At 65.6% G+C, this 25,273-nt stretch carries 24 protein-coding genes and 2 riboswitches; of the genes, 18 read left to right on the top strand and 6 right to left on the bottom strand.

All coding sequences use genetic code 11. The features are described 5' to 3' along the window. The first annotated feature begins 14 nt into the window (after positions 1 to 14). Both tdh and BLS52_RS13510 read left to right on the top strand, forming a co-directional pair. Entirely contained in the window at positions 15 to 1,058 is a 1,044-nt protein-coding gene (gene tdh, locus BLS52_RS13515) for an L-threonine 3-dehydrogenase (protein WP_090587419.1), read from the top strand. Between the two features lie 12 nt (positions 1,059 to 1,070). Next, positions 1,071 to 2,264: a glycine C-acetyltransferase gene (locus tag BLS52_RS13510; protein ID WP_090587418.1), complete on the top strand. Its 1,194-nt coding sequence runs from the start codon at positions 1,071 to 1,073 to the stop codon at positions 2,262 to 2,264. A gap of 22 nt (positions 2,265 to 2,286) precedes the next feature. Here BLS52_RS13510 and BLS52_RS13505 read toward each other — a convergent pair whose 3' ends face one another. Together BLS52_RS13505 and BLS52_RS13500 are read right to left on the bottom strand one after the other, a co-directional pair. Then, positions 2,287 to 3,288 (bottom strand): YeiH family protein, encoded by a 1,002-nt coding sequence (locus BLS52_RS13505; protein ID WP_245702868.1) that lies wholly within the window; start codon positions 3,286 to 3,288, stop codon positions 2,287 to 2,289. Positions 3,289 to 3,458: 170 nt separating this feature from the next. Beyond that, on the bottom strand, positions 3,459 to 4,544 hold the full coding sequence (locus BLS52_RS13500; RefSeq protein WP_026543894.1) for an inositol-3-phosphate synthase: 1,086 nt from the start codon (positions 4,542 to 4,544) through the stop codon (positions 3,459 to 3,461). 154 nt (positions 4,545 to 4,698) lie between these two features. Between BLS52_RS13500 and BLS52_RS13495 the strand changes: the two genes are divergently transcribed. Genes BLS52_RS13495 through BLS52_RS13485 form a run of 3 tightly spaced genes read left to right on the top strand, consistent with a single transcriptional unit; the run spans position 4,699 to position 8,707 of the window. Beyond that, positions 4,699 to 6,168: a hypothetical protein gene (locus BLS52_RS13495; protein WP_090587414.1), complete on the top strand. Its 1,470-nt coding sequence runs from the start codon at positions 4,699 to 4,701 to the stop codon at positions 6,166 to 6,168. Next, complete coding sequence (locus BLS52_RS13490; protein WP_090587413.1) at positions 6,165 to 7,259, top strand: lipid II:glycine glycyltransferase FemX; 1,095 nt, start codon at positions 6,165 to 6,167, stop codon at positions 7,257 to 7,259. Before BLS52_RS13495 ends, BLS52_RS13490 begins: the two co-directional genes overlap by 4 nt. 2 nt (positions 7,260 to 7,261) lie before the next feature. Beyond that, positions 7,262 to 8,707: a phytoene desaturase family protein gene (locus tag BLS52_RS13485; protein WP_090587411.1), complete on the top strand. Its 1,446-nt coding sequence runs from the start codon at positions 7,262 to 7,264 to the stop codon at positions 8,705 to 8,707. 3 nt (positions 8,708 to 8,710) lie between these two features. On the opposite strand, the gene BLS52_RS13480 is transcribed toward BLS52_RS13485, so the two are convergent. Then, on the bottom strand, positions 8,711 to 9,370 hold the full coding sequence (locus BLS52_RS13480) for an alpha/beta hydrolase (RefSeq protein ID WP_090587409.1): 660 nt from the start codon (positions 9,368 to 9,370) through the stop codon (positions 8,711 to 8,713). Further along, a complete protein-coding gene (locus tag BLS52_RS13475) occupies positions 9,367 to 9,900 on the bottom strand; it encodes a VOC family protein (protein ID WP_090587407.1) in 534 nt (177 codons plus the stop codon). The genes BLS52_RS13480 and BLS52_RS13475 overlap by 4 nt, the downstream gene beginning before the upstream one ends. A gap of 187 nt (positions 9,901 to 10,087) precedes the next feature. Further along, positions 10,088 to 10,189: riboswitch (glycine riboswitch) on the top strand. Continuing rightward, positions 10,190 to 10,292: riboswitch (glycine riboswitch) on the top strand. A 54-nt stretch (positions 10,293 to 10,346) separates the two neighbouring features. Between BLS52_RS13475 and gcvP the strand changes: the two genes are divergently transcribed. From gcvP to BLS52_RS13455, 4 genes are read left to right on the top strand one after another with little or no spacing between them, the layout of a single operon-like run. Next, positions 10,347 to 13,178, top strand: a complete 2,832-nt coding sequence (gene gcvP / locus BLS52_RS13470) for an aminomethyl-transferring glycine dehydrogenase (protein ID WP_090587406.1) — start codon at positions 10,347 to 10,349, stop codon at positions 13,176 to 13,178. Between the two features lie 8 nt (positions 13,179 to 13,186). Further along, on the top strand, positions 13,187 to 14,299 hold the full coding sequence (gene gcvT / locus BLS52_RS13465; RefSeq protein WP_090587404.1) for a glycine cleavage system aminomethyltransferase GcvT: 1,113 nt from the start codon (positions 13,187 to 13,189) through the stop codon (positions 14,297 to 14,299). Further along, positions 14,296 to 15,669, top strand: coding sequence for an L-serine ammonia-lyase (locus BLS52_RS13460; RefSeq protein WP_090587403.1), 1,374 nt, complete (start codon positions 14,296 to 14,298; stop codon positions 15,667 to 15,669). The genes gcvT and BLS52_RS13460 overlap by 4 nt, the downstream gene beginning before the upstream one ends. After that, positions 15,670 to 16,416: a methylenetetrahydrofolate reductase gene (locus BLS52_RS13455; protein WP_090587401.1), complete on the top strand. Its 747-nt coding sequence runs from the start codon at positions 15,670 to 15,672 to the stop codon at positions 16,414 to 16,416. Positions 16,417 to 16,429: 13 nt separating this feature from the next. Here BLS52_RS13455 and BLS52_RS18335 read toward each other — a convergent pair whose 3' ends face one another. Next, positions 16,430 to 16,558 carry a hypothetical protein gene (locus BLS52_RS18335; protein WP_342707458.1) on the bottom strand — a complete coding sequence of 43 codons (129 nt, stop codon included), beginning with the start codon at positions 16,556 to 16,558 and terminating at the stop codon, positions 16,430 to 16,432. 85 nt (positions 16,559 to 16,643) lie between these two features. On the opposite strand from BLS52_RS18335, the gene BLS52_RS13450 reads away from it, so the two are divergent. From BLS52_RS13450 to BLS52_RS13435, 4 genes are all read left to right on the top strand, one after another. Beyond that, positions 16,644 to 16,877: a hypothetical protein gene (locus tag BLS52_RS13450; protein ID WP_090587400.1), complete on the top strand. Its 234-nt coding sequence runs from the start codon at positions 16,644 to 16,646 to the stop codon at positions 16,875 to 16,877. Between the two features lie 137 nt (positions 16,878 to 17,014). Continuing rightward, positions 17,015 to 17,377 (top strand): hypothetical protein, encoded by a 363-nt coding sequence (locus BLS52_RS13445; protein WP_090587398.1) that lies wholly within the window; start codon positions 17,015 to 17,017, stop codon positions 17,375 to 17,377. 85 nt (positions 17,378 to 17,462) lie between these two features. Beyond that, a complete protein-coding gene (locus tag BLS52_RS13440) occupies positions 17,463 to 19,145 on the top strand; it encodes an ATP-binding cassette domain-containing protein (RefSeq protein ID WP_090587397.1) in 1,683 nt (560 codons plus the stop codon). A 92-nt stretch (positions 19,146 to 19,237) separates the two neighbouring features. Beyond that, positions 19,238 to 20,416, top strand: coding sequence for an MFS transporter (locus tag BLS52_RS13435; RefSeq protein ID WP_090587439.1), 1,179 nt, complete (start codon positions 19,238 to 19,240; stop codon positions 20,414 to 20,416). 87 nt (positions 20,417 to 20,503) lie between these two features. Here BLS52_RS13435 and BLS52_RS18555 read toward each other — a convergent pair whose 3' ends face one another. Continuing rightward, positions 20,504 to 21,064 (bottom strand): hypothetical protein, encoded by a 561-nt coding sequence (locus tag BLS52_RS18555; RefSeq protein WP_090587395.1) that lies wholly within the window; start codon positions 21,062 to 21,064, stop codon positions 20,504 to 20,506. 317 nt (positions 21,065 to 21,381) lie between these two features. Here BLS52_RS18555 and BLS52_RS13425 point away from each other — a divergent pair, with 317 nt between their 5' ends. Genes BLS52_RS13425 through BLS52_RS13405 form a run of 5 tightly spaced genes read left to right on the top strand, consistent with a single transcriptional unit; the run spans position 21,382 to position 25,260 of the window. Then, entirely contained in the window at positions 21,382 to 22,368 is a 987-nt protein-coding gene (locus tag BLS52_RS13425) for an ATP-binding cassette domain-containing protein (RefSeq protein ID WP_090587394.1), read from the top strand. Next, positions 22,365 to 23,117 carry an ABC transporter permease gene (locus BLS52_RS13420; RefSeq protein ID WP_090587392.1) on the top strand — a complete coding sequence of 251 codons (753 nt, stop codon included), beginning with the start codon at positions 22,365 to 22,367 and terminating at the stop codon, positions 23,115 to 23,117. The genes BLS52_RS13425 and BLS52_RS13420 overlap by 4 nt, the downstream gene beginning before the upstream one ends. A 60-nt stretch (positions 23,118 to 23,177) precedes the next feature. Then, on the top strand, positions 23,178 to 23,924 hold the full coding sequence (locus tag BLS52_RS13415) for an ABC transporter ATP-binding protein (protein ID WP_090587391.1): 747 nt from the start codon (positions 23,178 to 23,180) through the stop codon (positions 23,922 to 23,924). An 8-nt stretch (positions 23,925 to 23,932) separates the two neighbouring features. Beyond that, positions 23,933 to 24,676: an ABC transporter permease gene (locus BLS52_RS13410; RefSeq protein ID WP_090587389.1), complete on the top strand. Its 744-nt coding sequence runs from the start codon at positions 23,933 to 23,935 to the stop codon at positions 24,674 to 24,676. After that, positions 24,673 to 25,260 carry a TetR/AcrR family transcriptional regulator gene (locus tag BLS52_RS13405; protein ID WP_245702867.1) on the top strand — a complete coding sequence of 196 codons (588 nt, stop codon included), beginning with the start codon at positions 24,673 to 24,675 and terminating at the stop codon, positions 25,258 to 25,260. Before BLS52_RS13410 ends, BLS52_RS13405 begins: the two co-directional genes overlap by 4 nt. Positions 25,261 to 25,273: the final 13 nt, after the last annotated feature.

Here is a 25,273-nt window from a genome sequence, read left to right as displayed (position 1 = left end):
GAAAGGACTGCTGAGTGAAAGCGCTCTACAAGCCCGGTGCGCAACCCGGTTTTGAATTGGTGGACCGGCCGGAGCCTGTGCCCGGCCTGGGCGAGGTGAAAATCCGGGTGCTCACCACCGGTATCTGCGGTACGGACCTGCATATTGAGTCGTGGGATGCGTGGGCGGCGGGAATCATCCAGGCGCCGCTGATTCCCGGACACGAGTTCTACGGCGAGGTGGTCGCGCTCGGTGACGGTGTGCATGAGGTCCGGGTGGGCGACCGGGTCTCCGGTGAGGGTCATATTGTGTGCGGGATCTGCCGGAACTGCCGGGCGGGGCGCCGCCAGATGTGCATTCGTACGGTCAGTGTCGGGGTGCAGCGGGACGGGGCGTTCGCCGAGTATGTGGTGATTCCGGAGATGAATGTGTGGGTCCACCATGATGGTGTGACACCGGAGCTGGGCGCGGTGTTTGATCCGTTCGGGAATGCGGTGCATACGGCGCTGAGCTTCCCGCTGGTGGGTGAGGATGTGCTGATCACCGGTGCGGGGCCGATCGGCTTGATGGCGATCGCGGTGGCCCGGCATGCGGGCGCCCGGAATATCGCAATCACGGATGTTTCGCAGCCCCGGCTCGAGCTGGCGCGTTCGATCGGGGTGGATCTGGCGGTGGATGTGAGCCGGATGCGGATCACGGAGGCGCAGCGGGAACTGCATATGGTGGAGGGCTTTGACATCGGGCTGGAGATGTCGGGGCATGCCCCGGCCTTGCCGGAAATGATCGACAACATGAACCATGGCGGGCGGATTGCGATGCTGGGCCTTCCGTCGTCGGACATCACGATCGACTGGGGGAAGGTGGTCACGCACATGCTCACCCTGAAGGGTGTGTATGGGCGGGAGATGTTTGAGACCTGGTACGCGATGAGCGCGATGCTGCAGTCCAACCACCGGCTGCGCGATGCGGTGGCGAGCGTGGTGACGGACGTGCTGCCGGCGTCGGAGTGGCAGGAAGGCTTCAACATTGCCCGGGACGGGCGCAGCGGCAAGGTAGTGCTGGACTGGTCGGCAATCTAGAGGAGGAACGGAATGTTTGTTGCAGTGCGGGACCAGCTTCAGTCGGAGTTGCAGGAGATACGGGATGCCGGTCTCTACAAGCACGAGCGCACGATCTCCTCGCCGCAGTCCAATTCCATCCGGGCGGCGCTGGGGGACGCAGAGGGCGCCCGGGTGCTGAATTTCTGTGCCAACAATTATCTGGGGTTGGCTGATCATCCGTCGATTATCGAGGCGGCGAAGGGTGCGTTGGATGAGCGCGGTTTCGGGATGGCGTCGGTGCGGTTCATCTGCGGCACCCAGGACCTGCACCTGGAGTTGGAGGAGCGGGTGTCGGAGTTTTTGGGGACGGAGGGCACGATCCTTTTTTCGTCGTGTTTCGACGCGAACGGCGGGGTGTTCGAATCGCTGTTGAATGCTGAGGACGCGGTCATTTCTGATGCGTTGAATCACGCCTCGATCATTGACGGGATCCGGTTGAGCAAGGCGCAGCGGTACCGTTACGCGAACCGGGACATGGCTGATCTTGAGGCGAAACTGCAGGAGGCCTCCGGTGCGCGCCGCCGTCTGGTGGTCACCGACGGGGTGTTCTCGATGGACGGGTATCTGGCGCCGCTGCGGGAGATCTGCGACCTGGCGGAGCGGTATGACGCGATGGTGATGGTCGATGATTCCCATGCGGTGGGGTTCATGGGGGGCACCGGCGCCGGTACCCCCGAGCACGCGGGGGTCTCGGACCGGGTCGATATTTATACGGGGACGTTCGGTAAGGCGTTGGGTGGCGCGTCGGGCGGGTATGTGTCGGGGCGGGCGGAGATTGTTGAGTTGCTGCGCCAGCGTGCCCGGCCGTACCTGTTCTCCAACTCACTCGCCCCCTCGATTGTGGCGGCGACGCTCACCGCGTTGGATTTGGTGCAGAACAGTGCCGATCTTCGTGCGCGGCTGGGGGAGAACGCGGCGTTGTTCCGGCGGCGGATGAGCGAGGAAGGCTTCGACCTCCTTGAGGGTGAGCATCCGATCATTCCGGTGATGTTCGGGGATGCGGCGCTGGCGGCGAGGGTGGCGGACCGCATGCTGGAACACGGTGTCTACGTGATCGCGTTCAGCTACCCCGTGGTCCCCAAGGGAGCGGCCAGGATCCGCGTGCAGCTCTCCGCCGCGCACAGCACGGACGACGTCGAAACCTGCGTGGCCGCCTTCATCGCCGCACGCGACGCGGAAGCCTAAAACGCTGCCCGTCCTGTCCCTTCTAACCGAGGGGCAGGACCAGTGTCCCGATGAGGGAAACAGCGAGAATCACCAGCGTGGAGAGAATGCCCAACAGAACGGGTCGCCTACCCACCCGGAGCAGGCTTCTCAGCTGCACACCCAGCCCCAGTGCGAACATCGCCGCGGACAGCAGCACGGTCTGCACCACTTGAGCTGCGGCCAGGGCATCCGCGGGAAGCACCTCCGCGGTACGCGCCAGCATCGCTCCCACGAACCCCACAATGAACAGCGGAACGACGGGCGGCATTGTGCCGCCGCTCCTCGGCCCGGTACGGCGCGCGTGCAGCGCGATTCCAGCGGCAATCGGAGCAAGAGTAAGCACGCGGGCGAGCTTCACCGTGACGGCTACGGCCAGAGCGGAGCTGCCCACCGCGTCACCGGCTGCCACCACCTGTGCCACTTCGTGAGTCGAGGCACCGATCCAGATACCGAGGGTGCGCTCGGGTAGTCCCAGGAGCCCCCCGAGGAACGGGACTGCCGGAATCATCAGGGTCCCGAAGAGGACCACCAACCCGATCGCGGTGGCAACCTCCGTCTTCCTGGCTCCGACGGCGCTCTCCACCGCTGCGACCGCCGCGGCCCCGCAGATGGAGAACCCGGAGGCAATGAGGAGGCGCTGGGCAAGGCCGATGCCGAGGAGTTTCCCGAGCCAGACAGTGGCACCGAACGTGACTCCAACCGACAGGAGGACAACAAGCAGCACGGCCGGCCCGAGATCAAGAACCGCCGAGAGCGAAAGTTGGAGGCCCAGCAGGACAATTCCTGCCCTGAGCAGGCGCCTTGAAGAGAAGGTGATACCGCCGACCAGGCCGGCCGATATGGGCCGGGTGTTTCCCCACACCGCGCCGAGCAGGATGGCAATCAGCAGCGGGCTGGTCCCCTGCAGCAGCCTGCTCAAACCCCAGGCGAGCCCCGCCCCGGCGAGGCAGACACCCAGCCCGGGAAGCGTAGCGCGAAGCGGGTGGGGAGGTGTGCCCGTCATCGGAGACCGGGACATCGTCGATTCGAAGCGCCATCCTCTGCGGACCGCCCACGCTTCTTCTTGCTCATGTCAACAATCTCTCATGCCCGCGACGCAGCGGCAGCCAACCGGCCCTGGAAACACGAAACGCTCCCGGTTGAACCGGAAGCGTTTCGTTTCTGCTGGAGCGTTTAGCGCTCAACCTCGCCGCGGATGAAGGCTTCCACCTTGTCGCGGGCGATGTCGTCGTTGTACTGCTCCGGCGGCGACTTCATGAAGTAGCTGGACGCGGAGAGGATTGGCCCACCGATGCCGCGGTCGGCAGCGATCTTGGCGGCGCGGATGGCGTCGATGATGACACCCGCGGAGTTCGGGGAGTCCCACACCTCAAGCTTGTACTCGAGTGAGACGGGGGCATCACCGAAGTTGCGGCCCTCGAGGCGGACAAAGGCCCACTTGCGGTCATCGAGCCAGGCCACGTAATCCGACGGGCCGATGTGGACGTCGTCAGCGTGCATCTCAGCCTCGACGTTGGAGGTGACGGCCTGGGTCTTGGAGATCTTCTTGGATTCAAGACGGTCACGCTCAAGCATGTTCTTGAAGTCCATGTTGCCGCCGACGTTCAACTGGTAGGTGCGGTCCAGCGTGACGCCGCGGTCTTCGAACAGCTTGGCCATGACGCGGTGCGTGATCGTTGCGCCGATCTGGCTCTTGATGTCATCTCCCACAATGGGGACGCCGGCTTCGGTGAACTTGTCAGCCCACTCCTTGGTGCCGGCAATGAAGACGGGAAGGGCGTTGACGAAGGCTACGCCCGCATCGATGGCGCACTGGGCGTAGAACTTTGCTGCCGCTTCGGAGCCGACGGGCAGGTAGCACACCATGACGTCGACCTGCGAGGCCTTGAGCTCGGCGACAACGTCAACGGGCTCGGCGTCGGACTCCACGATGGTCTCGCGGTAGTACTTGCCCAGACCGTCGAGGGTGTGGCCGCGCTGGACCTTTATGCCGGTAGGCGGCACGTCGGCGATCTTGATGGTGTTGTTCTCGCTGGCGCCTATGGCGTCGGAAAGGTCGAGGCCGACCTTCTTGCCGTCAACGTCAAAGGCGGTGACGAACTGCACATCGTTGACGTGGTACTTGCCGAATTCCACGTGCATCAGACCCGGGATGGTGGCGCTTGCGTCCGCATCCTTGTAGTACTGAACACCCTGCACCAGCGATGCAGCACAGTTTCCGACACCGACGATTGCTACCCGAATGGGGTTGTTTCCCACTGTTCTCCTCTTTACGCGCGTTATAAGACCGGTTGGACTGACGTCGTCGTTTTGTCTTTGGCCCCCGGCGAAATCCACAGCTCACACAGTCTACTTGTTTATGCCAACACACGCTGTTCCCGAGTCATTCCTGACGCCGCTAGGCTTTCGACCCATGGAGCATGAGGAGAGCCTGCGGCACCCCGCGAGTATCTCCGCGCCGTCCCGCAGGGATGCGCTGCTCAGGCAGCTCAGGGAAGTGGCCGGCGGCCCGCTGGGCCGGCATGCCGCGCCCGGTCTGATTCGGCCGGCGGTCTTCACAATCGAGCGGGTGCTGATCCTGCTGACGACGGCGGCGGCCCTCCTCGCGTTCCTGGTCAAGGTTCCGTGCCGGGAGGAAGGGTGGGTACGGCCGGCGCAGTTCTATCGCACCTGCTATTCCGACTGGACCGAAGCGTTCCAGTTCCAGGGCCTCGGGAGCGGCCTGCTGCCGTTTGCTGAGGGATCGACGTTCGATGGCCCGCTGTTGACCGGGGTGGTGGCGGGACTGGTCTCGCTGCTGGTGCCGGCGTCGTCGGACGGAATAGTCCGTACGGAGACGGTGGTTCAGTTTTTCGACCTCCACGCGGTGCTGATTGCCGCGGCGTGGATCGGCGTTGTCCTTGGAACCGCACGGCTTGCCAGCCGGCGGCCGTGGGACGCGGCAATAGTTGCAACAGCGCCCATCCTGATCCTCACTGCCACGTCGGGTTGGGCGCTGCTGTCCGTAGGCCTCAGCGTGGCCTCGGTGCTGGCGTTTGCCCGGCACCGCTACGTGATGGCGGGCGTGCTGCTGGGGTTCGGTGCCGGTTTCAGCATCCACGTGGTGCTGGTTTTGGCGGCGATGGCTTTGCTGGCAGCGCGTACGGGCCGGTGGCGGGCGGTTCTGCTCGCCGGCGGCTCGATGGGGGCGATCTGGTTCCTCATGGTTCTTCCGTTTGGTCCGGGGCAGGCCCTGGCGCTTCCCTGGCAGTACGACCCCGCGCGCCTGAACATTTCGTCCTCGCTCTGGGCGGGCTATGACCTCCTGGCTGAGCGGCTGGGCGTTCCGGCTCTTGCGTCAGAGACGGCGACGCTCCTGGCGGTCGGGGCCTTCAGCGTGCTTGGAGGGCTGATAGTGCTGCTGGTCCTGAAGGCTCCACGGCGGCCGCGGCTTCCCCAGGTGGTGTTTCTCCTGATGGGAGCGCTAGTTCTCGTTCTTCCCAACTACCGGCCCGAGTTCACATTGTGGCTGCTTCCCTTCCTGGCACTGTCCTATGTCGACTGGAGAATATTTGTTGTCTGGCAGCTTGTGGAAGTGCTGCACTGGTGGGCCTTCTGGATGTATGTTGCCCGGGAGGCGTCGTCGGGCGCAGTGGAGAACAACATCGACTCGCCCTACTTTGTGGCCGCGGTGTTTGGGCGTCTGCTGGTGACCGGATACCTCATGTACCGCGTGGCACATCACATAGTGGAGCCGGAATACGATCCGGTACGCCGCCTGCAGATCGATGATCCTGCCGGCGGCCCTTTCAACACGGCTCCTGATCGGACCGGACCCCCTCCGGTAGGCTGGAACGAGTCCCGTCCGGATCCGCATACTCCCGCACCGAAAGACCCTCAGTGACAGAATCCGTCTTCCGCAGCGAACGCCTTACCCCTGAGGCTTTCGAAGCGCTGACATCGGCTCATCCCGGCGTCGTGATCCCCCTCGAGCAGACCCCCCAGTGGGCCGCCTTCGAGCGGGGCCTGGGCCGGGAACCCTACGGTCTGTGGGCCTACTATGACGACGGCGGTGCGCCGGCGGTGCTGATGAGCCTGCTCCGGGTGCGGCGCAGGTTCCGTGAATCCCTGGTGTCGATCAACGGCCCGGTCTGGCTCACCGACCGTTCCCCGGAGGCAGAGCTTCGCCTGATGCGGACGGTCCAGCGGCAGTTCGCTGCCGATCCCGGCACAGACCCGCTTTACGTCCGCATGCAGGTCCAGCACCCGCAGCCCCCCGCGGACGGGCCCATTGAGCACGGCTGGTACGAGCGTGAGATCGTCGTCGATCTGACGCCCTCCGAGGATGCGATCTTCAAGTCCTTCAGGCCCAACGCCCGGAACAGCATCCGCCGTGCGGAACGCTCAGGGGTGGAAATCCGGACCATCGAGCGGGAGGACTGGGTGGACGTGTTCCGGAAGGAGCTCTACCCGATCCTTCAGGAAACAGCGGAGCGCGACGGCTTCTCGAGCTTCGGCGCCGATTACTACGAGAAGCTGCTCTCGACCCTGGGCGATTATCTTCGGCTCATGGTGGCCTACGTCGACAACCGGGCGGTGAGCTGGCTCATCACCACCGAGTACCGCGGCTATTCGGTCTACTACTTTGCAGGCAGCACCCACGATGCGCGGAAGACCTTCGCGCCGTACCTGCTGCTGTGGGAAGCGTTCAGGCAGTTGAAGGCGGCGGGAAACACTGCATGCGGCCTCACCGGCATCGTGAGCGAGAACTACCCCCAGCTCGTCAACGTGACGACCTTCAAACGCAACTTCTCGAAGAACGTCGTGGACATCCCCACGACCTACGACATTCCGCTTAACCCCGGCCGGTACCGCCTGGTCGCCGGACTGTTGTCCTTCCGGCGCACGGCGGCCGCGAAGGGCCGTGCGCTTCTGATGGGGGCGGCGTCGTCGCTTGCCAGGCTGCGGGCAGGCCGTTCCGGGGCCGGGAGCTAGTCATGGCGGACGTCGCGATAGTCGGGGCCGGGCCCAACGGGCTGGCGGCCGGCGTCGTGATGGCACGGGCTGGACTGAACGTTGAAGTCTTCGAGGCCGGGCGGACCATCGGCGGCGGAGCGCGCACCATGGAGCTGCTCGAGCCGGACCATTTCCACGATGTCTGCTCGGCGGTGCACCCGATGGCGCTGGCCTCCCCGTTCTTCCGGGAGTTTGGACTGGAGGAACGGGTCCGCTTTGAAGTGCCGGAGCTGTCCTACGCCAATCCGCTGGGTGGCGGCCGCGCGGGCCTCGCCTACCGCGACCTCGGGCGGACGGTTCAGGGGCTCGGAAAGGACGGGCAGGCCTGGCGACGCCTGATGCGGCCGCTGATCCAGCACATTGAGGGCGTGGTGGACACGGGACTGAACCAGTTCCTGCGCGTGCCGCGGCACCCGCTGGCGGCCGCACTCCTTGGCCTGGCAACTCTGGAGCAGGGCTCCGGGCTGTGGAACCTGCGCTTCTCGACGGAAGAAGCAGCCGCATTGTTCACCGGTGTTGCCGCGCATGCCGTGGGACGGTTGCCCTCGCCCGCAGCCGCGGGTGCCGGGCTGACGCTCGGTGCCCTCGCGCATGCCGGTGGGTGGCCCATCCCGCTCGGTGGATCACAGGCGCTCGTGGACGCGATGGCGGAGGACATCCGTGCCCACGGCGGAGTGATCCACACCGGGCAAACGGTCGATTCCGTAGGCGAGCTCAACGGCGCCCGGGCGGTCCTGCTCGACGTCTCCCCGAACGTTGCCGCGCGGATTGCAGGCGGGCGGCTGCCGCAGAAGTACCTCGCCACGCTGGACAAGTTCAGGTTCGGTGACGGCGCCTGCAAAGTGGACTTCATCCTGTCCGAGCCGGTGCCGTGGGCCAATGAGGAGGTGTGGTCCGCCGGCACGGTCCATGTGGGCGGTACCCGTGCGGAAACGGCGGCATCCGAAGCCGCCGTGGCGGCGGGACGGCACCCGGACAACCCCTACGTCCTGGTCTCCCAGCCGTCCGGGTTCGATCCCTCCCGCGCTCCCCACGGGCGCCACGTGCTCTGGACCTACTGCCACGTGCCCCACGGGTCCACCCGGGACATGACGGAAGCAATAGTGCGGCAGATCGAGCGCTTTGCGCCCGGCTTCCGTGACGTCGTCGTCCGTTCCCATGTGATGACGGCGGCTGACCTGGAACACTACAACGAGAACTATGTGGGCGGTGATTTCAGCGGCGGTGCGGTTACCATCCCGCAGCTGCTGGCACGTCCGTCGCTCGGACCCAATCCCTGGCGGATGCCGGCGAAGGGCCTCTACCTGTGCTCGGCGTCCACTCCGCCCGGGCCGGGAGTGCACGGCATGGGCGGTTATCACGCTGCGAAGCTGGCACTGAAGGATGTCTTCGGCCTTCCGATGCCCGGGCTGTCGCCTGCTGCCTAGGCCCTACCCTGCGGGCTGCTGCCCGCGGCGCTGCAGGAACAGAAGGCGTTCAGCGACCCACCCTCCCAGTTCATCGACCGTCTGCGGGCTCAGGCTGTGACCGCCCGCGTCGCGGCGCGCGTAAGTGGGAGCACCCGAGTCGCCGAGCAGATAGTCCCACGTGCGCTCGAGCAGTTCCGCCGGAATGACGGTGTCGGCATCCCCCTGTGCCACGAAAACCGGTACTCCCGCCAGCCGCGCGGGCGTGACCGGTACGCCGGCATCGAACGGCAGCGCGCCGTAGAGGATGGCGCCACCGGCAAAGCGTTCCGGTTCATCGAGCAGCAGACCGCCGGCAAAGGCGGCGCCTCCGCTGAAGCCGAGAAGCAGGACCGGGCGACCCGCGGGGGCAACCCCGGCCAACCATTCCCGGAACCAGTCCATCGTTTCCCGAAGAGATTCGGCGACGGGGCGCCCGATTCCCCGGTTCGCGAACCAGGCATAGCCGCCGCCCGCAGGGATCGGCGCACGCACCGCCGCATAGGAGGCACCGGACGGCAGGTGATCGGCGAGGCCGATAATCCCTGCCTCGTCAGCGCCGCGGCCGTGGAGCAGTACCACCAATGGCCGATCGGCGTCGCCGGCGCTGTGCCAGGCGACGATGGGGTCGGGAAAGGAGCTCACGCGTAATCCTCCCTGGATTCGGTGCGGTCTCCGGTCACCATGCGGCCTGCCGTCTGCACGCCCGACCACCGGCTGAGCTCGGAGTCGAGGTCAAGGCGGTCAACGGGCGCGGAGTTTTCATACTCGCCCCAGGCGTCCCTGGGCAGCATCCACATGATCTCGAATTCGTTGCCGTCCGGATCGGCGCCGTAGATGCTCTTGGTTGCTCCGTGGCTGGATTCGCCCGAGTAGGCGCCGGATTCCTGCAGGGTCGCCCGGGCCTCGGCGAGTTCCTCAATGGTGTCCACCTGCCAGGCGAGGTGATAGAGCCCGATACTGCCGGGCACCTTCGGCGCAGCGCCCGCTCCCACTCCAAACAGGCCGAGGTCGTGGTGGTTTCCGGAGCGGGGCAGCCGCATGAATGCGGCATTGGCGCGCGGTTCGCGTGCAGCGACCTCCATGCCCATGACGTCGGTGTAAAAGGCTTCGGCTTGCTCAAGATCGGCGACAAACAGCACAGCGTGGTTCAGGCGGACGGGTGAGACGGGCATGGGATCCTCCGAGTTAGTTGAACCTTTAACTAAAGAGTAGCCCACCACTAGTTGTAGATGCAACTTTTTCCTGAAGACAGCCCGCAGGAGCTCCAGGAGGGTGTCCAATCCATTTCAGGGACCCCATGCCGGAGAGTAAGGTTGGTTCCGACCACAACTGAATAGCCATCTTCTTATCAAACGCCGATGACCCGCCGCGGGAGAGTTCTGCCGTGGATTTCACACGGGCAGGCGCCGTAGGAGCAAATCCTCCCCGGGAATCTCTCAGGCCCAGCACCGCAGCGGACAGGCAACTCTGGAAAGCGGCACGCCCATCTGGGTTGTGCCCACCGACGGTGCAACGCGAACGGCGTGTTCGCCGAATCTCTCAGGTCCAATACAGAGCGGGGAGGAACCCGACCATAGTCCGCGCCCTTGGGGAGTGGACACTGAGCTACGGAGTTCCCATGACCTTTCCCACGGAAACTAACTTCTCCGACCGTCATATCGGTCCGCGCCCGGGCGATGCCGAGCACATGCTCAAGGTTCTCGGTTATCCCAGCCTGGACAAGCTCGTTGACGTGGCGGTGCCGGCGAGCATCCGCATCGCAGAAGGTCTGGATCTTCCCGACGCCCTGAGTGAGTCGGAAGCGCTCGCGGAGCTCCGCCGCATCGCGGCGAGGAACACGACCGCCGTGCAGATGATCGGCCAGGGCTACTACGACACCGTGACGCCGCCGGTCATCCGCCGCAACGTTCTCGAATCACCCGCCTGGTACACCGCGTACACCCCATACCAGCCGGAGATTTCCCAGGGCCGCCTTGAAGCACTGTTGAATTTCCAGACCATGGTCCAGGACCTCACGGCCCTCCCGATCGCCAACGCGTCCCTGCTCGATGAAGCATCCGCGGTAGCGGAAGCGGTTCTGTTGATGCGCCGCTCGGGCAGGAACAAGGGCGGCCGCACTGTGCTGGATGCGGACTGCCTGCCGCAGACCATCGCCGTGGTCAAGGGCCGGGCCGAGGCACTGGGGTTCGAGATTGAGGTTGCTGATCTCTCGAACGGGCTGCCCGAGGGCGACGTCAACGGTATTGTCCTGCAGCAGCCCGGCACCTCCGGTGCCCTGCGCGATCATGCGGACCTCATCGCCAAAGCGCACGACGCCGGTGCCCTGGTCACAGTGGCGGCTGACCTTCTTGCGCTGACACTGATCACCCCGCCCGGCGAACAGGGCGCGGATATTGCGGTCGGCTCGGCCCAGCGCTTCGGTGTTCCCCTGTTCTTCGGCGGGCCGCACGCCGCCTATATGGCCGTCCGCAAGGGACTGGAGCGTATGCTTCCGGGCCGCCTGGTCGGTGTGTCGAAGGACGCCGACGGCGCTCCCGCCTACCGCCTCGCACTGCAGACCCGCGAGCAGCACATTCGCCGGGAGAAGGCGACGTCCAACATCTGCACCGCCCAGGCGCTGCTGGCGATCGTGGCCAGCATGTACGGCGTTTACCACGGCCCGGATGGGCTGAAGGCCATCGCCGAGGGCGTCCATTCCAGGGCTGCGAGGCTTGCGGCCGCTCTCCCGGGCACGGTCCACGGGCAGTTCTTCGACACCCTCCTGGTGAAGGCGGAGGGCAAGGCGCAGGAGCTCGTCAGCGCGGCGGAAAAGCGCGGCATCAACCTTCGCCTGGCCGATTCAGACCATGTCGGCATCTCGTGCGACGAGACCACCACGGATGCCCACCTGGAGACCATCGCGGAGGTCTTCGGCGTTGAACTGCCGGGCGGGGGAGAAGCAACGATTCCCGCTGAACTGCAGCGGACGTCGTCGTACATGACCCACCCGGTCTTCGCGCTCCACCGCTCGGAAACGCAGATGCTGCGCTACCTGCGCGCGCTCTCCGACCGGGACCTGGCGCTGGACCGGACCATGATCCCGCTGGGCTCCTGCACCATGAAGCTCAATGCCACGGTTGAGATGGAGCCCATCTCCTGGCCGGAGTTCGCCACCATCCATCCGTTCGCGCCGGAGCACCAGACCGAGGGCTGGCGCCACCTGATCGACGATCTCGAGAACCGCCTCGCCGAGATCACCGGCTACGCCAAGGTCTCCATCCAGCCGAACGCCGGGTCGCAGGGCGAGCTCGCCGGACTCCTGGCAATCCGCAACTACCACCTCTCGCGCGGTGACGAGGCCCGTACCGTGTGCCTCATCCCGTCATCGGCGCACGGCACTAACGCCGCATCGGCGGTGCTCGCCGGGATGAAGGTGGTGGTGGTGAAGACCGCCCAGAACGGCAACATCGACCATGATGACCTGCAGGCGAAGATCGAGGCGAACCGGGAGACCCTGTCCGCGATCATGATCACCTACCCCTCCACCCACGGCGTCTTCGAGGAAGACGTGCGCTGGGTCTGCGACCAGGTGCACTCGGCCGGCGGCCAGGTGTACATCGACGGTGCCAACCTCAACGCGCTGGTCGGGCTCGCGAAGCCGGGCGAGTTCGGCGGCGACGTCTCCCACCTGAACCTCCACAAGACCTTCTGCATCCCGCACGGCGGCGGCGGCCCCGGCGTCGGACCGGTTGCGGTGGCAGAGCACCTCGTGCCGTTCCTGCCCGGGGACGCCAACGGCGTCCAGCGCGACGACCACGACGGCGTCTCCGGTGTTCCGATCTCAGCGTCCCGTTTCGGTTCGGCAGGCGTCCTCCCCATTTCCTGGGCCTACGTTGCGCTGATGGGCAGCGAGGGGCTGACGGCTGCCACCAAGTCGGCGCTCCTGGCCGCGAACTACGTGGCCGCCCGCCTGAACGAGCACTTCCCCGTGCTCTACTCGGGCGAGAACGGTCTGGTGGCCCACGAGTGCATCCTTGATCTCCGCGCACTCACGGCCAGGACCGGGGTCACCGCCGAGGACGTCGCCAAACGTCTCATCGACTACGGCTTCCACGCACCGACGCTGAGCTTCCCGGTTGCCGGCACGCTCATGGTCGAGCCGACGGAGTCCGAGGACCTTGCCGAGCTGGACCGCTTCATCGACGCGATGATCGCCATCCGCGGTGAGATCGACCGCGTGGGGTCCGGTGAATGGCAGCTTGAAGAGAGTCCGCTCCGGCAGGCCCCGCATACGGCACAGATGCTGATCAGCGACGACTGGTCCTCTGCGTATCCCCGGGAGCTGGCAGCCTTCCCGTTGCGCACGCTGCGCCATGACAAGTACTTCGCTCCGGTACGCCGCATCGACGGTGCACACGGAGACCGGAACCTTGTCTGCTCATGCCCTCCGATCGAGGAATTCGAAGACTAGGGAGAACCATGACCAAGCAGACCGCCCTCTATGCCCAGCACCAGGGACTTGGCGCAGCGTTCACCGACTTCGGCGGCTGGCAGATGCCGCTGAAGTACCGCAGTGAACTTGAGGAACACCACACAGTCCGCCGCGCCGCCGGGATCTTCGACCTCTCCCACATGGGCGAGGTGTTGGTCAGCGGCCCCCAGGCTGCGGAGTTCCTGAATTATGCGCTCGTCTCCAATCTCGCCGTCATCGCCGTCGGGAAAGCCAAGTATTCGCTCATCTGCACGCCGGAAGGCGGGGTGATCGATGACCTCATCACCTATCGTCTCGCCGAGGATGAGTTCCTGGTGGTCCCCAACGCATCGAACTCGGACGCCGTGGCCGCCGAACTGCGGGAGCGGGCCGTGAACTTCGACGTGCAGGTGGAGGACCAGTCCGAAGAGACCGCTCTCATCGCGGTTCAGGGCCCCAACGCCGAGGCGATCCTGCTCGGTATGGCCACCGGTTCGGACCAGGCGGCAATCACCTCGCTGAAGTACTACGCCGCGGTCCACGTGGAGCTCGCAGGCCTGCGGGTCCTCCTGGCCCGGACCGGGTACACCGGCGAGGACGGGTTCGAGCTCTTCATCGGAAGCGGTGACGCTGCACAGCTGTGGAATGCCGTGACGGAGGCCGGAGACGGGCACGGACTGGCGCCGTGCGGGCTGGCCGCCCGCGACTCGCTGCGGCTCGAGGCTGGCATGCCGCTGTACGGGCATGAGCTGGGTCTGGACATCAATCCTTTCGAGGCGGGTCTGGGCCCGGTGGTCAGCCTGAAGAAGTCCGACGACTTCGTGGGCCGATCGGTGCTTGAACCGCTCAAGGGGGAGACCCCGGCTCGGAAATTGGTGGGCCTCCGCGGCACCGGGCGGAGATCGGCCCGCGCCGGGTACGGCGTCGTCGCGGACGGACGCACCGTCGGAACCGTGACCTCCGGGCTCCCCAGCCCGACCCTCGGCTATCCCATTGCGCTGGCCTATGTGGAGACGGCTCTGGCGGAACCCGGTACGGAACTTGAGGTGGACCTGCGCGGGCGCCCCGAGGGCTTCACGGTGGTTGAACTGCCGTTCTACAGGCGGCCGGGCCGCTCATGACCATCAGCGCCTTCGACCTGTTCAAGATCGGAATCGGTCCCTCAAGTTCGCATACGGGTGGACCGATGACGGCGGCGTACCTGTATACGCGGCTGCTGGTCGAGCGGGACCTTCTTCCCCAGGTACACCGGGTGAAGGCCGAACTGTTCGGATCACTCGGCGTGACCGGCCACGGGCACGGGACGGTCAAGGCTGTAATTCTCGGACTGGAGGGGGAACAGCCCCACCTCACCGATCCGGAGCGGGCCGAACCGCGCGTGGAAGAAATCTCAACATCGAAGGTGCTTCGGCTGGCGGGCACGCACGAGATCGCGTTCGACCCCGAAAAGGACCTCATCCTGCACCGCAGGCAGCGCCTGGACTACCACACCAACGGTATGCGCCATTCGGCATATAACGCTGACGGCATGCTTCTCCTCGCCCGGGAGTACTATTCCGTCGGCGGTGGATTTGTGCTGGACGAGGACCAGATCGGCGTTGACCTGCCGACCGACAGCACGGTTGCGGTCAGCTACCCCTTCGAGTCCGGTGAGCAGCTGCTCGGGATCGCCGCCGCAACCGGAAAGTCCTTTTCGGAGATAGTTCTCGCCAATGAACTGGCCGCCCGATCCGAGCAGGAAGTCCGCGAGGGCCTGCTCGAAATCTGGGACGTCATGCAGGACACCATCCGCCGCGGCTCCACCAACAGCGGCGTCCTGCCGGGCGGCCTTCACGTGCGGCGCCGTGCCGCCAGGCAGCTTGAACTGCTCCGCAAGGAGGCGGATCCGGATGACCACCTCAGCACCATGGAATGGGTCACCCTGTTTGCGCTCGCCGTGAATGAGGAAAACGCCGCCGGCGGGCGGGTGGTCACCGCACCCACCAACGGCGCGGCCGGGATCATCCCGGCCGTCCTGAAGTACTACACGGACTTTGTTCCAGGAGCCGACGACGACGGCGTCATCCGCTTCCTGCTCGCCGCCACCGCTGTCGGTGCCCTCTTCAAGAAGAACGCATCCATCTCCGGGGCGGAAGTCGGCTGCCAGGGCGAGGTCGGTTCTGCCTGCGCAATGGCCGCTGCCGGGCTCGCCGAGGTGCTGGGCGGAACGCCTGAGCAGGTGGAGAACGCCGCCGAGATCGGCATCGAACACAACCTGGGACTGACATGCGATCCGGTCGGTGGACTGGTGCAGATCCCCTGCATCGAACGCAACGCAGTCGGTGCCATCAAGGCCATCACCGCAGCCCGCATGGCGGTCCGCGGCGACGGGCAGCACTTCGTCTCCCTCGACGCCGCCATCAAGACCATGCGTGAGACCGGTGCGGACATGATGGACAAGTACAAGGAAACCGCGCGCGGCGGTCTCGCGCTGAACGTGGTGGAGTGCTGAGTGGGACTCCCGGCCCGGGTTGAGATTGTCCCCGGCGGAGACATCGTTGCCCAGGTGCGGCGGCACCTCGCCCCGGGGGCAACGGTCACGATCACCTGCCTTCCCCACCACGGGCCGGAGGAGACGGTGCAGCTCGCGGGAGAACTCGCCGCCCTGGGCTACCGGGCGGTGCCCCACCTCGCCGCCCGAACCATCGCGTCCAGGCACCAGCTGGCGGAGTTCACGGCCCGGCTCGGCGATGCCGGGATGCGCGACCTCTTTGTGATCGCCGGCGATTCCCGCGAGGCCGCCGGACCGTACGCGTGGAGCCTGCCGCTGATGGAGGATCTGGCAGAAATCGGCGGATTCGAAGCCGGCTTCGCTGCCTATCCGGAGGGTCATCCCACCATTGCCGAGCCGGAACTGACCGAGCTGCTCCTCAAGAAACAGGAACTCGGCAGCTGGGCGGTCACGCAGATGTGCTTCTCGGGTGATGTTCTCACGGATTACGTGGGAAGGCTCAGGGCTGACGGCGTGACGGTCCCGGTCTGGGCGGGTGTTCCCGGCCGCGTCCGCCGCACGCGCCTCATCGCCCTCGCTGGACGCATCGGAGTCGGTCCGTCGCTGAAGTTCGCACAGCGCAGCGGTTCGCTGCTGCGCACGGTGCTCGCGCCGTCGTCGTACGATCCCTCTCCGTTGGTGCGCTCCGTGGAGAAGGCAGGCGGATTTGCCGGGCTGCACGTGTACAGCTTCAACGACTTCGGGTGAGGAAAGCCGCCGGTCAGTTTCCTTTCACGTTGACGATCTGGCGCAGGGTGTGGCGAACGCGCACCAGGTCCCGGGCATCCTCCATCACCACGTCGATGTCCTTGTACATCGTCGTCCCATCCTGCGTCACCTCAACCGGCACGGCAACCAGCGTTTTCCCAAGGCGCCGGGAGGATCATGAGCACTTCTTCCCGGTGGCGGCCGGGAAATCGTCCGCAGGAGAAAACATGAATATCGAACTGATAGCTGTCCTGGTGGTGGTCACGGTCGTTGTGCTGGTGGTCGGGGCCGTGGGGCTCAGCCGATTGCGCCGCCGGCGCCTGGCGTCCGGACCGACGGTGTTGTCAATCGAGGACCGGCGCATCCTTGCGGAGCTGAGGTTGACCCCGGCTAAGTGGCTGTCCTTGACCAACCAGCAGCGTGCCGGCCTCCGCGAGAAAGCGTTCCGCAGCATGGCGTGATCGCCTGAATGCTCCTCCGGCCCCCGTACATAGACCACTACAAATAGTAAGCCAGCTTGCTTTCCCGGAGCGATCTGTCTACGGTCTAGGGGCACGCCGGGATTAGAACCCCAAAGTCTAATCGAAGGAGTACAACCATGAACACGAAGCGCACTATCGCAACCGTAGCTGTTACCGGAGCCCTCGCATTCGGCGGAGCCGGTATGGCCCAGGCCGCACCCCTTGAGAGTGTCGGCGTGGTTGGCGGACAGAACGCAGGAGCGATCGGCGGGCTGGTAGCAGCCGCCGTGAATCTCGACCGCACCGTCGACGTGGACCAGATTCAGTTGGTCAACGTTGAAGGCGATGTCCTCAGTGATATCGACGTGGACGTGGAAAACAACAACGTGCTGAACGGTCTCACCGTCCAGGCATTGAATGAGAACGACATCGATGTACAGGATGTCGTCGACGTGAACATCGTCGACAACGTTCTGGTTGTTGTGGTGGACGCTCTCTAAACGGAGTGCTTCAGCAGGGCCGTCCCTCACGGGGCGGCCCTGCTTCAGTTAACGGTGAATTCCGCACGGGTGAAAGACTGGACCCGTGGCACACCTTGACGTTTCCAACATCGACTACTTCCTCTCCGACGGCCGGCAGTTGCTCAACGGCGTCACCTTCAAGGTGGGAGAGGGCCACAAGACTGCCCTGATCGGACCGAACGGCACCGGCAAGACCACCCTCCTGCGCATTGTTGCCGGGGACATCACCGCCGATGAGGGCGCTGTCACCCGTTCCGGCTCCATGGGCATCATGCGCCAGTTCGTGGGTCAGGTCCGCGACGACACCACCGTCCGCGACCTCCTGGTCTCCGCAGCTCCGCCCGCGCTCGCCGCGGCTGCCAAACGCATCGACGACGCCGAGCTCGCCATGATGGAGCACGACGACGAACCCACCCAGATGCGCTACGCCCAGGCGATTGCCGATTGGGGAGACGCCGGCGGGTATGAACATGAGACCATCTGGGACGAAGTAACGATGGCGGCGCTCGGGCTGCCGTATGAGCGCGCGCAATACCGAGCGGCGTCGTCATTGTCCGGCGGTGAACAGAAGCGGCTGGTGCTCGAGGCGCTGTTCGCCGGACCTGATGACCTCCTTCTCCTCGACGAGCCGGACAACTACCTCGACGTGCCCGGCAAGCGCTGGCTCGAGGCGAAGCTCAACGAGTCCGGCAAGTCAGTACTCTTCGTCAGCCACGACCGGGAACTGCTCAACAACGCAGCCACCCGCATCGTGACCCTGGAACCGGGCGCACTCGGAGCCTCCAGCTGGGTACACGGCGGCGGGTTCGGCACCTACCTGCAGGCTCGAAGTGACCGGAATGCGCGGTTCGAGGAACTGCGGCGGCGCTGGGACGAGGAGCACATCAAGCTCAAAGAGCTCGTGAACATGTACAAGAACAAGGCGGCGTTCCGCTCGGACATGGCGAACCGCTACCACGCTGCCCAGACGCGGCTGGCGAAATTCCTGGAGGCCGGGCCGCCGGAGGCGATCCCGATCGAGCAGAACGTCACCATGCGGCTCAAGGGCGGGCGCACCGCCAAGCGTGCCGTGGTGGCGCAGAAGCTTGAGCTCACCGGCCTGATGAAGCCGTTCAGTACCGAGATCTGGTTCGGGGATCGGGTAGGGGTGCTCGGCTCGAACGGATCCGGGAAGTCGCACTTCCTCCGGCTGCTTGCCGCAGGCGGCACGGACCCGGAGAAGGAGCATGAGCCGGTGTCAGAGGTGAGCATTGCGCCGGTGCCGCACACCGGCGTCGTCAAGCTCGGGGCGCGCATCCGGCCCGGGTTCTTTGCCCAGACTCACGTTCGCCCCGATCTGCTGGGCCGGAGCCTGCTCGACATCCTGCACCGCGGGGACGATCACCGGTCCGGTCTGGGGCGTGAAGCGGCGTCCGCCGTGCTGGACCGCTACGGCCTTGCCGGCCAGTCGGAGCAGCTCTACGATTCCCTGTCCGGTGGCCAGCAGGCACGCCTGCAGATCCTGCTGCTGGAACTCTCCGGCGCTACCCTGCTGCTCCTCGACGAGCCCACCGACAACCTCGACCTCCATTCCGCCGAGGCGCTGGAACGTGCAATCGACGCCTTCGAGGGCACGGTGCTCGCGGTGACCCATGACCGCTGGTTTGCGCGGAGCTTCGACCGGTTCCTGGTGTTCGGCGAGGACGGGAAAGTGTACGAGTCCGAGACTCCGGTGTGGGACGAGGGTCGGGTTCAGCGCTCCCGCTAGGGCCGTAACGTTCCTCACACTGCCCCCCGGCGGTGGACCCGCCGGGCCGGTCCGCATACGGTTTACAGGTGCAAACCAACCTCAATCCGGCCATGTGGGCAACCTTCGCAATTTTCGGGCTCAATGGACTGGTCTTCGCCAGTTGGGCGGCCCGCATCCCGTCGGCGTCGGACGTCCTGGGTTTGAGCGATGGGCAGACGGGCACGCTGCTCCTGGTGGCCGCCATCGGCTCGATGATTTCCCTGCCGCTGTCCGGCGGGGTCGCGGCCCGGATCGGCACCGCGAATGCCGTGCGGGTGGGCGGAATTCTCTCGACTATTGCCGCGTCAACCATAGCCAGTGGGCTGGTTGCCGAATCGGTGATCCTTACGGCGGCCGGCCTGTTTGTCTTCGGTCTCGGAATCGGACTGTGGGACGTGGCGCAGAACCTGGAAGGCGCCGACGTCGAACGCCGGCTCATGCGCACCATCATGCCCAAGTTCCACGCCGCCTTCAGCGGCGGCGCGTTCCTGGGCGCGGTAGCCGGCGCAGGTCTCGCGGCGACCGGGGTTGCCCTGTCCACGCACCTGTTCGGCGTCGCGGTTCTGGTACTGGCCATTTCGCTGTGGATTCCGCGCTACTTCCTGCCCGAGATTCCTCATGCGCACCAGCACGACGACGACGCCTCCCCCCGACGCAACGGCCTCGCCGCCTGGAAGGAGCCACGCACGCTCCTGATCGGGCTGGTGGTACTGGGAGCGGCGCTGACGGAGGGCGCAGCAAATGACTGGGTCGCGAAGGCAACCGTCGACGGGCTCGGTGCCAGCGAGGCTGTGGGCGCCCTGATGTTCGGTGTGTTCGTCGCCTCGATGACGCTCTTCCGTTTTGTGGGCGGCGGATTTATCGACCGGTTCGGACGGGTCCGCGTGCTGCAGGTGAGTCTCGCGTCGTCGCTGGTTGGCCTGCTGCTCTTTGTCCTTGCGCCCAACGTGCTGCTTGCCGGGGCCGGCGCGGTGCTGTGGGGGACCGGTGCTGCCCTCGGTTTCCCCATGGGCATGTCCGCCGCCGCCGATGAGCCGCGGTTCGCAGCCGCCCGCGTGTCGGTGGTTTCGACCATCGGATACATGGCGTTCCTCGCCGGCCCGCCACTGCTCGGATTCCTCGGCGATCAGGTGGGGATCCGCAACGCACTGCTCGCCGTCGGCGTGGCGGTCCTGGCATCCTTCCTCGTGGCGCCGGCCGCAGCAGAACGCCCGGCGAGCGAACCGGAAGGCTCGCGCATTCCGTCCTGACGCCGTCGTCGTCTGTTCAGAGTGGACAGGGAAAGGACGACGACGGGCGGACAGCCCGTGGAGCTGCCCGCCTCGTGGTTGGTGAAGTCAGTGCCGTCCGGAGCGTCCCGGATCCGCGTCGTCCCGGTGATCGGGGCCGTCCTGGTGGACGCCGTCGTTCCGGTGTTCGGGGCTGTCCGAGTGGACCCTGTCGTCCCGGTACTCCGCGTCGTTCCGGGTTTCCGTGTCGTCCCTGCGGTTGTGGTCCCGGTGCTCGCCGTCGTTCCCGCGGTTGTGGTCCCGGTGTGAGCGGTCGTCCGTGACCTCAGGGTCGATTTCGTCCGCCTGGCGGGCGCGCTCGTCGGTCTCGCGGCGCAGTCCCTGTGCATCGGCCTGGCGCTGTTCCGCTTCCTGGCGCTTCCGCTCGGCGTCCACTTCGGCCTGCTGGGCCTCAGCCGATGCGCGGGTTGCGTGTGCCTCGCGCTCGCGTGCCTCAAGATCCTTTGCGTGCGCTTCCTCCCGGATCTGGTTCGCGCGCTCGTGGTCCTCACGCCGCTTTTCCTGAACATGGGCCTGTTGGCGCTTGCGTCCCAGAAAAATAATCAAACCGATGATGAGCAGGACCACAATGATCCCGATGATGACCCAGGTCAACGTCGTTGCATCCATTGCCTCCACCTTCCTGAAGAGGGGCTCGCATGTCTCTGCATGGCGAGCGGCGCCCGAAATACGGGCGTCTCTAGTAACTCTCGACCTGCGCCTGAAGGTCGTCAAGGGCTGCCCTGCGCGCGGCGGGCTATTTGGGTCAACGGCGGAGAGATACTCCCTGAGGAGGACGCGGAAGGGCGGCGCGGTGACTAGGCTCGGATCTTGCCCAGTTCCTGTGGCATGGAGTGCCGGTGTCCTCCGAAGCGCCGTCGAGGTAGCGGACTGAACCTGTCCGCGATCCCCTTCATCCGAAATCCCCCCAAACCTAGGGTTTACCCATGACAATCATCCAGGCCGAAGGTCTGAAGAAGACGTACACCTCTAAAAGCGGCCCCGTGCATGCGCTCGCCGGCCTCAACCTGTCCGTGCCCCAGGGAACCGTGAAGGCCCTGCTCGGTCCCAACGGAGCGGGCAAGACGACGGCGGTCAAGGTGCTCACCACGCTCATCAGGCCCGATGAGGGTACGGCGCACATCGACGGGATCGACGTGCTCCGTAACCCCAAGGCGGCACGGCGCATCATCGGGGCGTCCGGCCAGTACGCGGCGGTCGATGAGAACCTGACCGGGTTCGAGAACCTCGAGATGGTCGGCAGGCTCTATCACCTCGGTGCCCGTACCGCGCGGAAACGGGCCCAGGAACTGATTGAACAGTTCGAGCTGACCGAGGCCGGTAACCGTCCCGTCAAGGGATTCTCCGGCGGTATGAGACGCCGCATCGACCTTGCCGGCGCACTGGTGATCAACCCCAAGATCCTGTTCCTCGACGAGCCCACCACCGGGTTGGACCCGCGCAGCCGGCTGGCCCTGTGGGAAATCATTACGCAACTGGTGAATGACGGCACCACGCTGCTTCTCACCACGCAGTACCTGGAGGAGGCCGATCACCTCTCCGATGACATTGCGGTGATCGACGGCGGAAAGGTCATCGCCGAGGGCACGTCCGATCAGCTGAAGGCGCAGATCGGCGGCCACCGGGTAGTCGTCACGCTGGTGAACGAGGCCGACGCCGGAGCGGCGCGAGAGATCCTTGCACGCCATGGTGACGGTACTCCCGCCGTGAACGACCGCACCGTGGAGGTGTCCGTCGTCGAGGGCCCACGCGCACTGCAGTACGTGCTCTCGGACCTCGGCGAGGCGGGCATCGAGCTGCATGACGCCGGGATGCGCAGGCCCACCCTGGATGATGTCTTCCTCAAGCTCACCGGCCACAAAGCCGAAGACGAGACCAGCACCGACAGCACTGAAATGGAGACAGCGAAATGACCGCGGTCACTCAACCCGCCTTCGAGAGCGTGGGTTCACCGCTCGCCCAGTTCGTTTCGGACGGCTGGATCGCCACCCGCCGCAACCTGATCAAGATCAAACGCGTGCCGGAGATCCTGGTCTTCACCATCCTTCAACCCATCATGTTTGTCCTCCTGTTCAGCCAGGTGTACGCCGGCGCCATGAACGTGCCTGACTACGTGAACTTCCTGATGGCCGGCATCTTTGCGCAGACGGTCATCTTCGGCTCAACGTTCTCCGGAGCCGCCATGGCACAGGACCTCAAGGACGGGATCATCGACCGCTTCCGTACGCTGCCCATGAGTCCGGCGGCGGTGCTGATCGGACGCACCAACGGCGACCTCGTCATCAACAGCATCTCCATGCTGATCATGATGGGAACCGGCTGGGTGGTCGGGTGGCGCGTAACGACGTCGTTCTGGGGTTTTCTCGGCGGAGTCGGTGTCCTCCTACTGTTCTCCTACTCGTTCAGCTGGGTGATGGCCCTGCTCGGAATGAGCGTGCGCAGCCCGGAGGTCATCAACAACGCGTCCTTCATGATCCTGTTCCCGCTGACCTTCATCTCGAACGCCTTTGTCCCGATCCATAACACCAACCCGGAATTCCCCGAGCCAACCGCCTGGACGCTGCAGAACCCGATCGTCACCGTGATCATCGGGATCGTGGTGATGCTGGTGATTTTCGTGCCGCTCGCGGTCAGGAAGTTTGCGTCCGTCAGTTCCCGTTGACCGGTTGTTCCCACGGATCTACCCTTAATTCACCAACTGGTGAATTAGCGGGAGGCGGTCATGACCGCACAGCGGGCCGCGGAACCGGACGCGGTGGAAGTATCCGGCCTCATGATCAACCGCGGACGGCACCGGGTCCTCACGGACCTCAGCTTCACCCTTCCCTCCGGGCGGATCACCGGCCTCCTGGGGCCGTCAGGAAGCGGAAAAACCACTCTCATGCGCGCCATAGTGGGCGCGCAGAGGATCGGTGGCGGGTCCGTCGTCGTACTGGGCAGGGCGGCGGGCCACCCCTCGCTGCGCCGCCGGGTGGGATACATGACGCAGGATCCGAGCGTTTACCCGGACCTGACCGTCGAAGCGAACGTCCGCTACTTCGGTGCAATGGCCGGCGCCGGCAGAAGGGATGCGCAGGCGGCCGTTGACGCCGTCGGGCTTTCTGACCTGCGGCGGCGCAAGGCGCGCGACCTCTCCGGAGGGCAGTTCAGCCGCGTCTCCCTCGCCTGCGCCCTCGTGGCGCGGCCGGTGCTGCTGGTGCTCGATGAACCGACCGTGGGCCTGGACCCGGTGCTCCGGGTGGACCTCTGGAACCGCTTCGCGGCACTCGCAGCCGAGGGAACCACGCTGATCATCTCCAGCCACGTAATGGAGGAGGCGGGCAGATGCGATTCCCTGCTTCTTCTTCGCGAAGGCCGCCTGCTCGCGCAGCTTACCCCGCAGGAACTACGACGGCGCGGCGCCACTGATGACCTGGAACTCGCCTTCCTGCGCCTCATCCAGGCTCAGAACGCCGGGGTGGCGTCATGAACCCGGCCATGCTGGTGGCCACCTGCGGGAGGGTTCTGCGCCAGCTCCGAAGCGACCCGCGCAGCATCGCCCTGATCCTGGTAGTTCCGGCGCTGCTGCTGGCCGTTGTCTACTTCCTGTACGAGAACGAGACGCTGCCGCCCGGAGCCCCAAGGACGTTCGACCGGGTGGGGCTCATGATGCTGGCCATCTTCCCGTTCGTGGTGATGTTCCTGGTCACCTCGATCACCATGCTCCGCGAACGGACCTCGGGCACCCTTGAGCGTCTGCTGACCACACCGATCCACAAGGCTGACCTGCTGTTCGGATACGCACTGGCCTTCTCACTCATGGCGGCGCTACAGGCCTGCGTGGCCACGGCGATCGCCTACTGGACCTTTGACCTCGCCATTGAGGGCAGCCCGGGGCTGGTGGTGATGGTCGCGGTCGTCAATGCGGTCCTCGGGGTTGCCCTGGGCCTGCTGTGCTCGGCCTTTGCGCGTACCGAGTTCCAGGCTGTGCAGTTCATGCCGGTGGTGGTGGTCCCGCAGATCCTGCTCTGTGGACTCTTTGTGGCGCGGGACGACATGAACGAGATCCTCGAGGCCGTGTCCGGTGTTCTGCCGCTGACGTATTCGGTCGATGCACTGTTCGAGATCGCGGGGAACTCCGAACCTACGGCCCAGCTCTGGTCGGACATCGCGGTGATCGGCGCGGTCATTGTCGCGGTGCTGCTGCTGGCCTCACTGACTCTCCGGCGCCGGACCTCGTGAGCAGGGCACTGCGCGGCCGGAGGGCCGGCTCCGGGGACACCCGCGCCCACATTATTGCGACAGCGCGTGGAATGTTCGCCGAGCACGGTTTCGACGGCGCCAGCCTCCGGGGGATCGCCCGCGCCGCCGGTGTGGATCCGGCACTCATTCACCACTATTTCGACAGCAAGGACGAGCTGTTCGCCGCCTGCATAGAACTGCCGGCCGATCCCGCGACGGTGCTCGCCGGCGTCGTGCGCTGTCCCGTTCCGGAACGGGGTGAGGAGCTGGTGCGGACCCTGCTGGCACTGTGGGAGTCACCTGCGCAGCCGGCGCTGTTGGCGCTGCTGCGGGGAGCTGTGGGGTCGCGGACCCAGGCGGCCCTCATGCGCGAGGTCCTCGGCCGGCGGATTTTTGCGCTTATCACCACGGGGATGACCGAGGAGGACGCGCGGCTCCGGGCCTCGCTCGCCGCCAGCCAGGTCATGGGCATGGTGATGGCCCGGTACGTTCTGCGGCTTGAGCCGCTTGCTTCGGCGAACCGGGAGGAGGTTGTCCGGCTGGTTGCGCCGACTGTCCAGCGTTACCTGGACGGCCCGCTCTAACGGGGGGCGACAA

It is taken from the genome of Arthrobacter subterraneus (assembly GCF_900099735.1).
GTDB lineage: Bacteria > Actinomycetota > Actinomycetes > Actinomycetales > Micrococcaceae > Arthrobacter_D > Arthrobacter_D subterraneus.
This window is presented reverse-complemented; position numbering and strand designations above follow the sequence as displayed.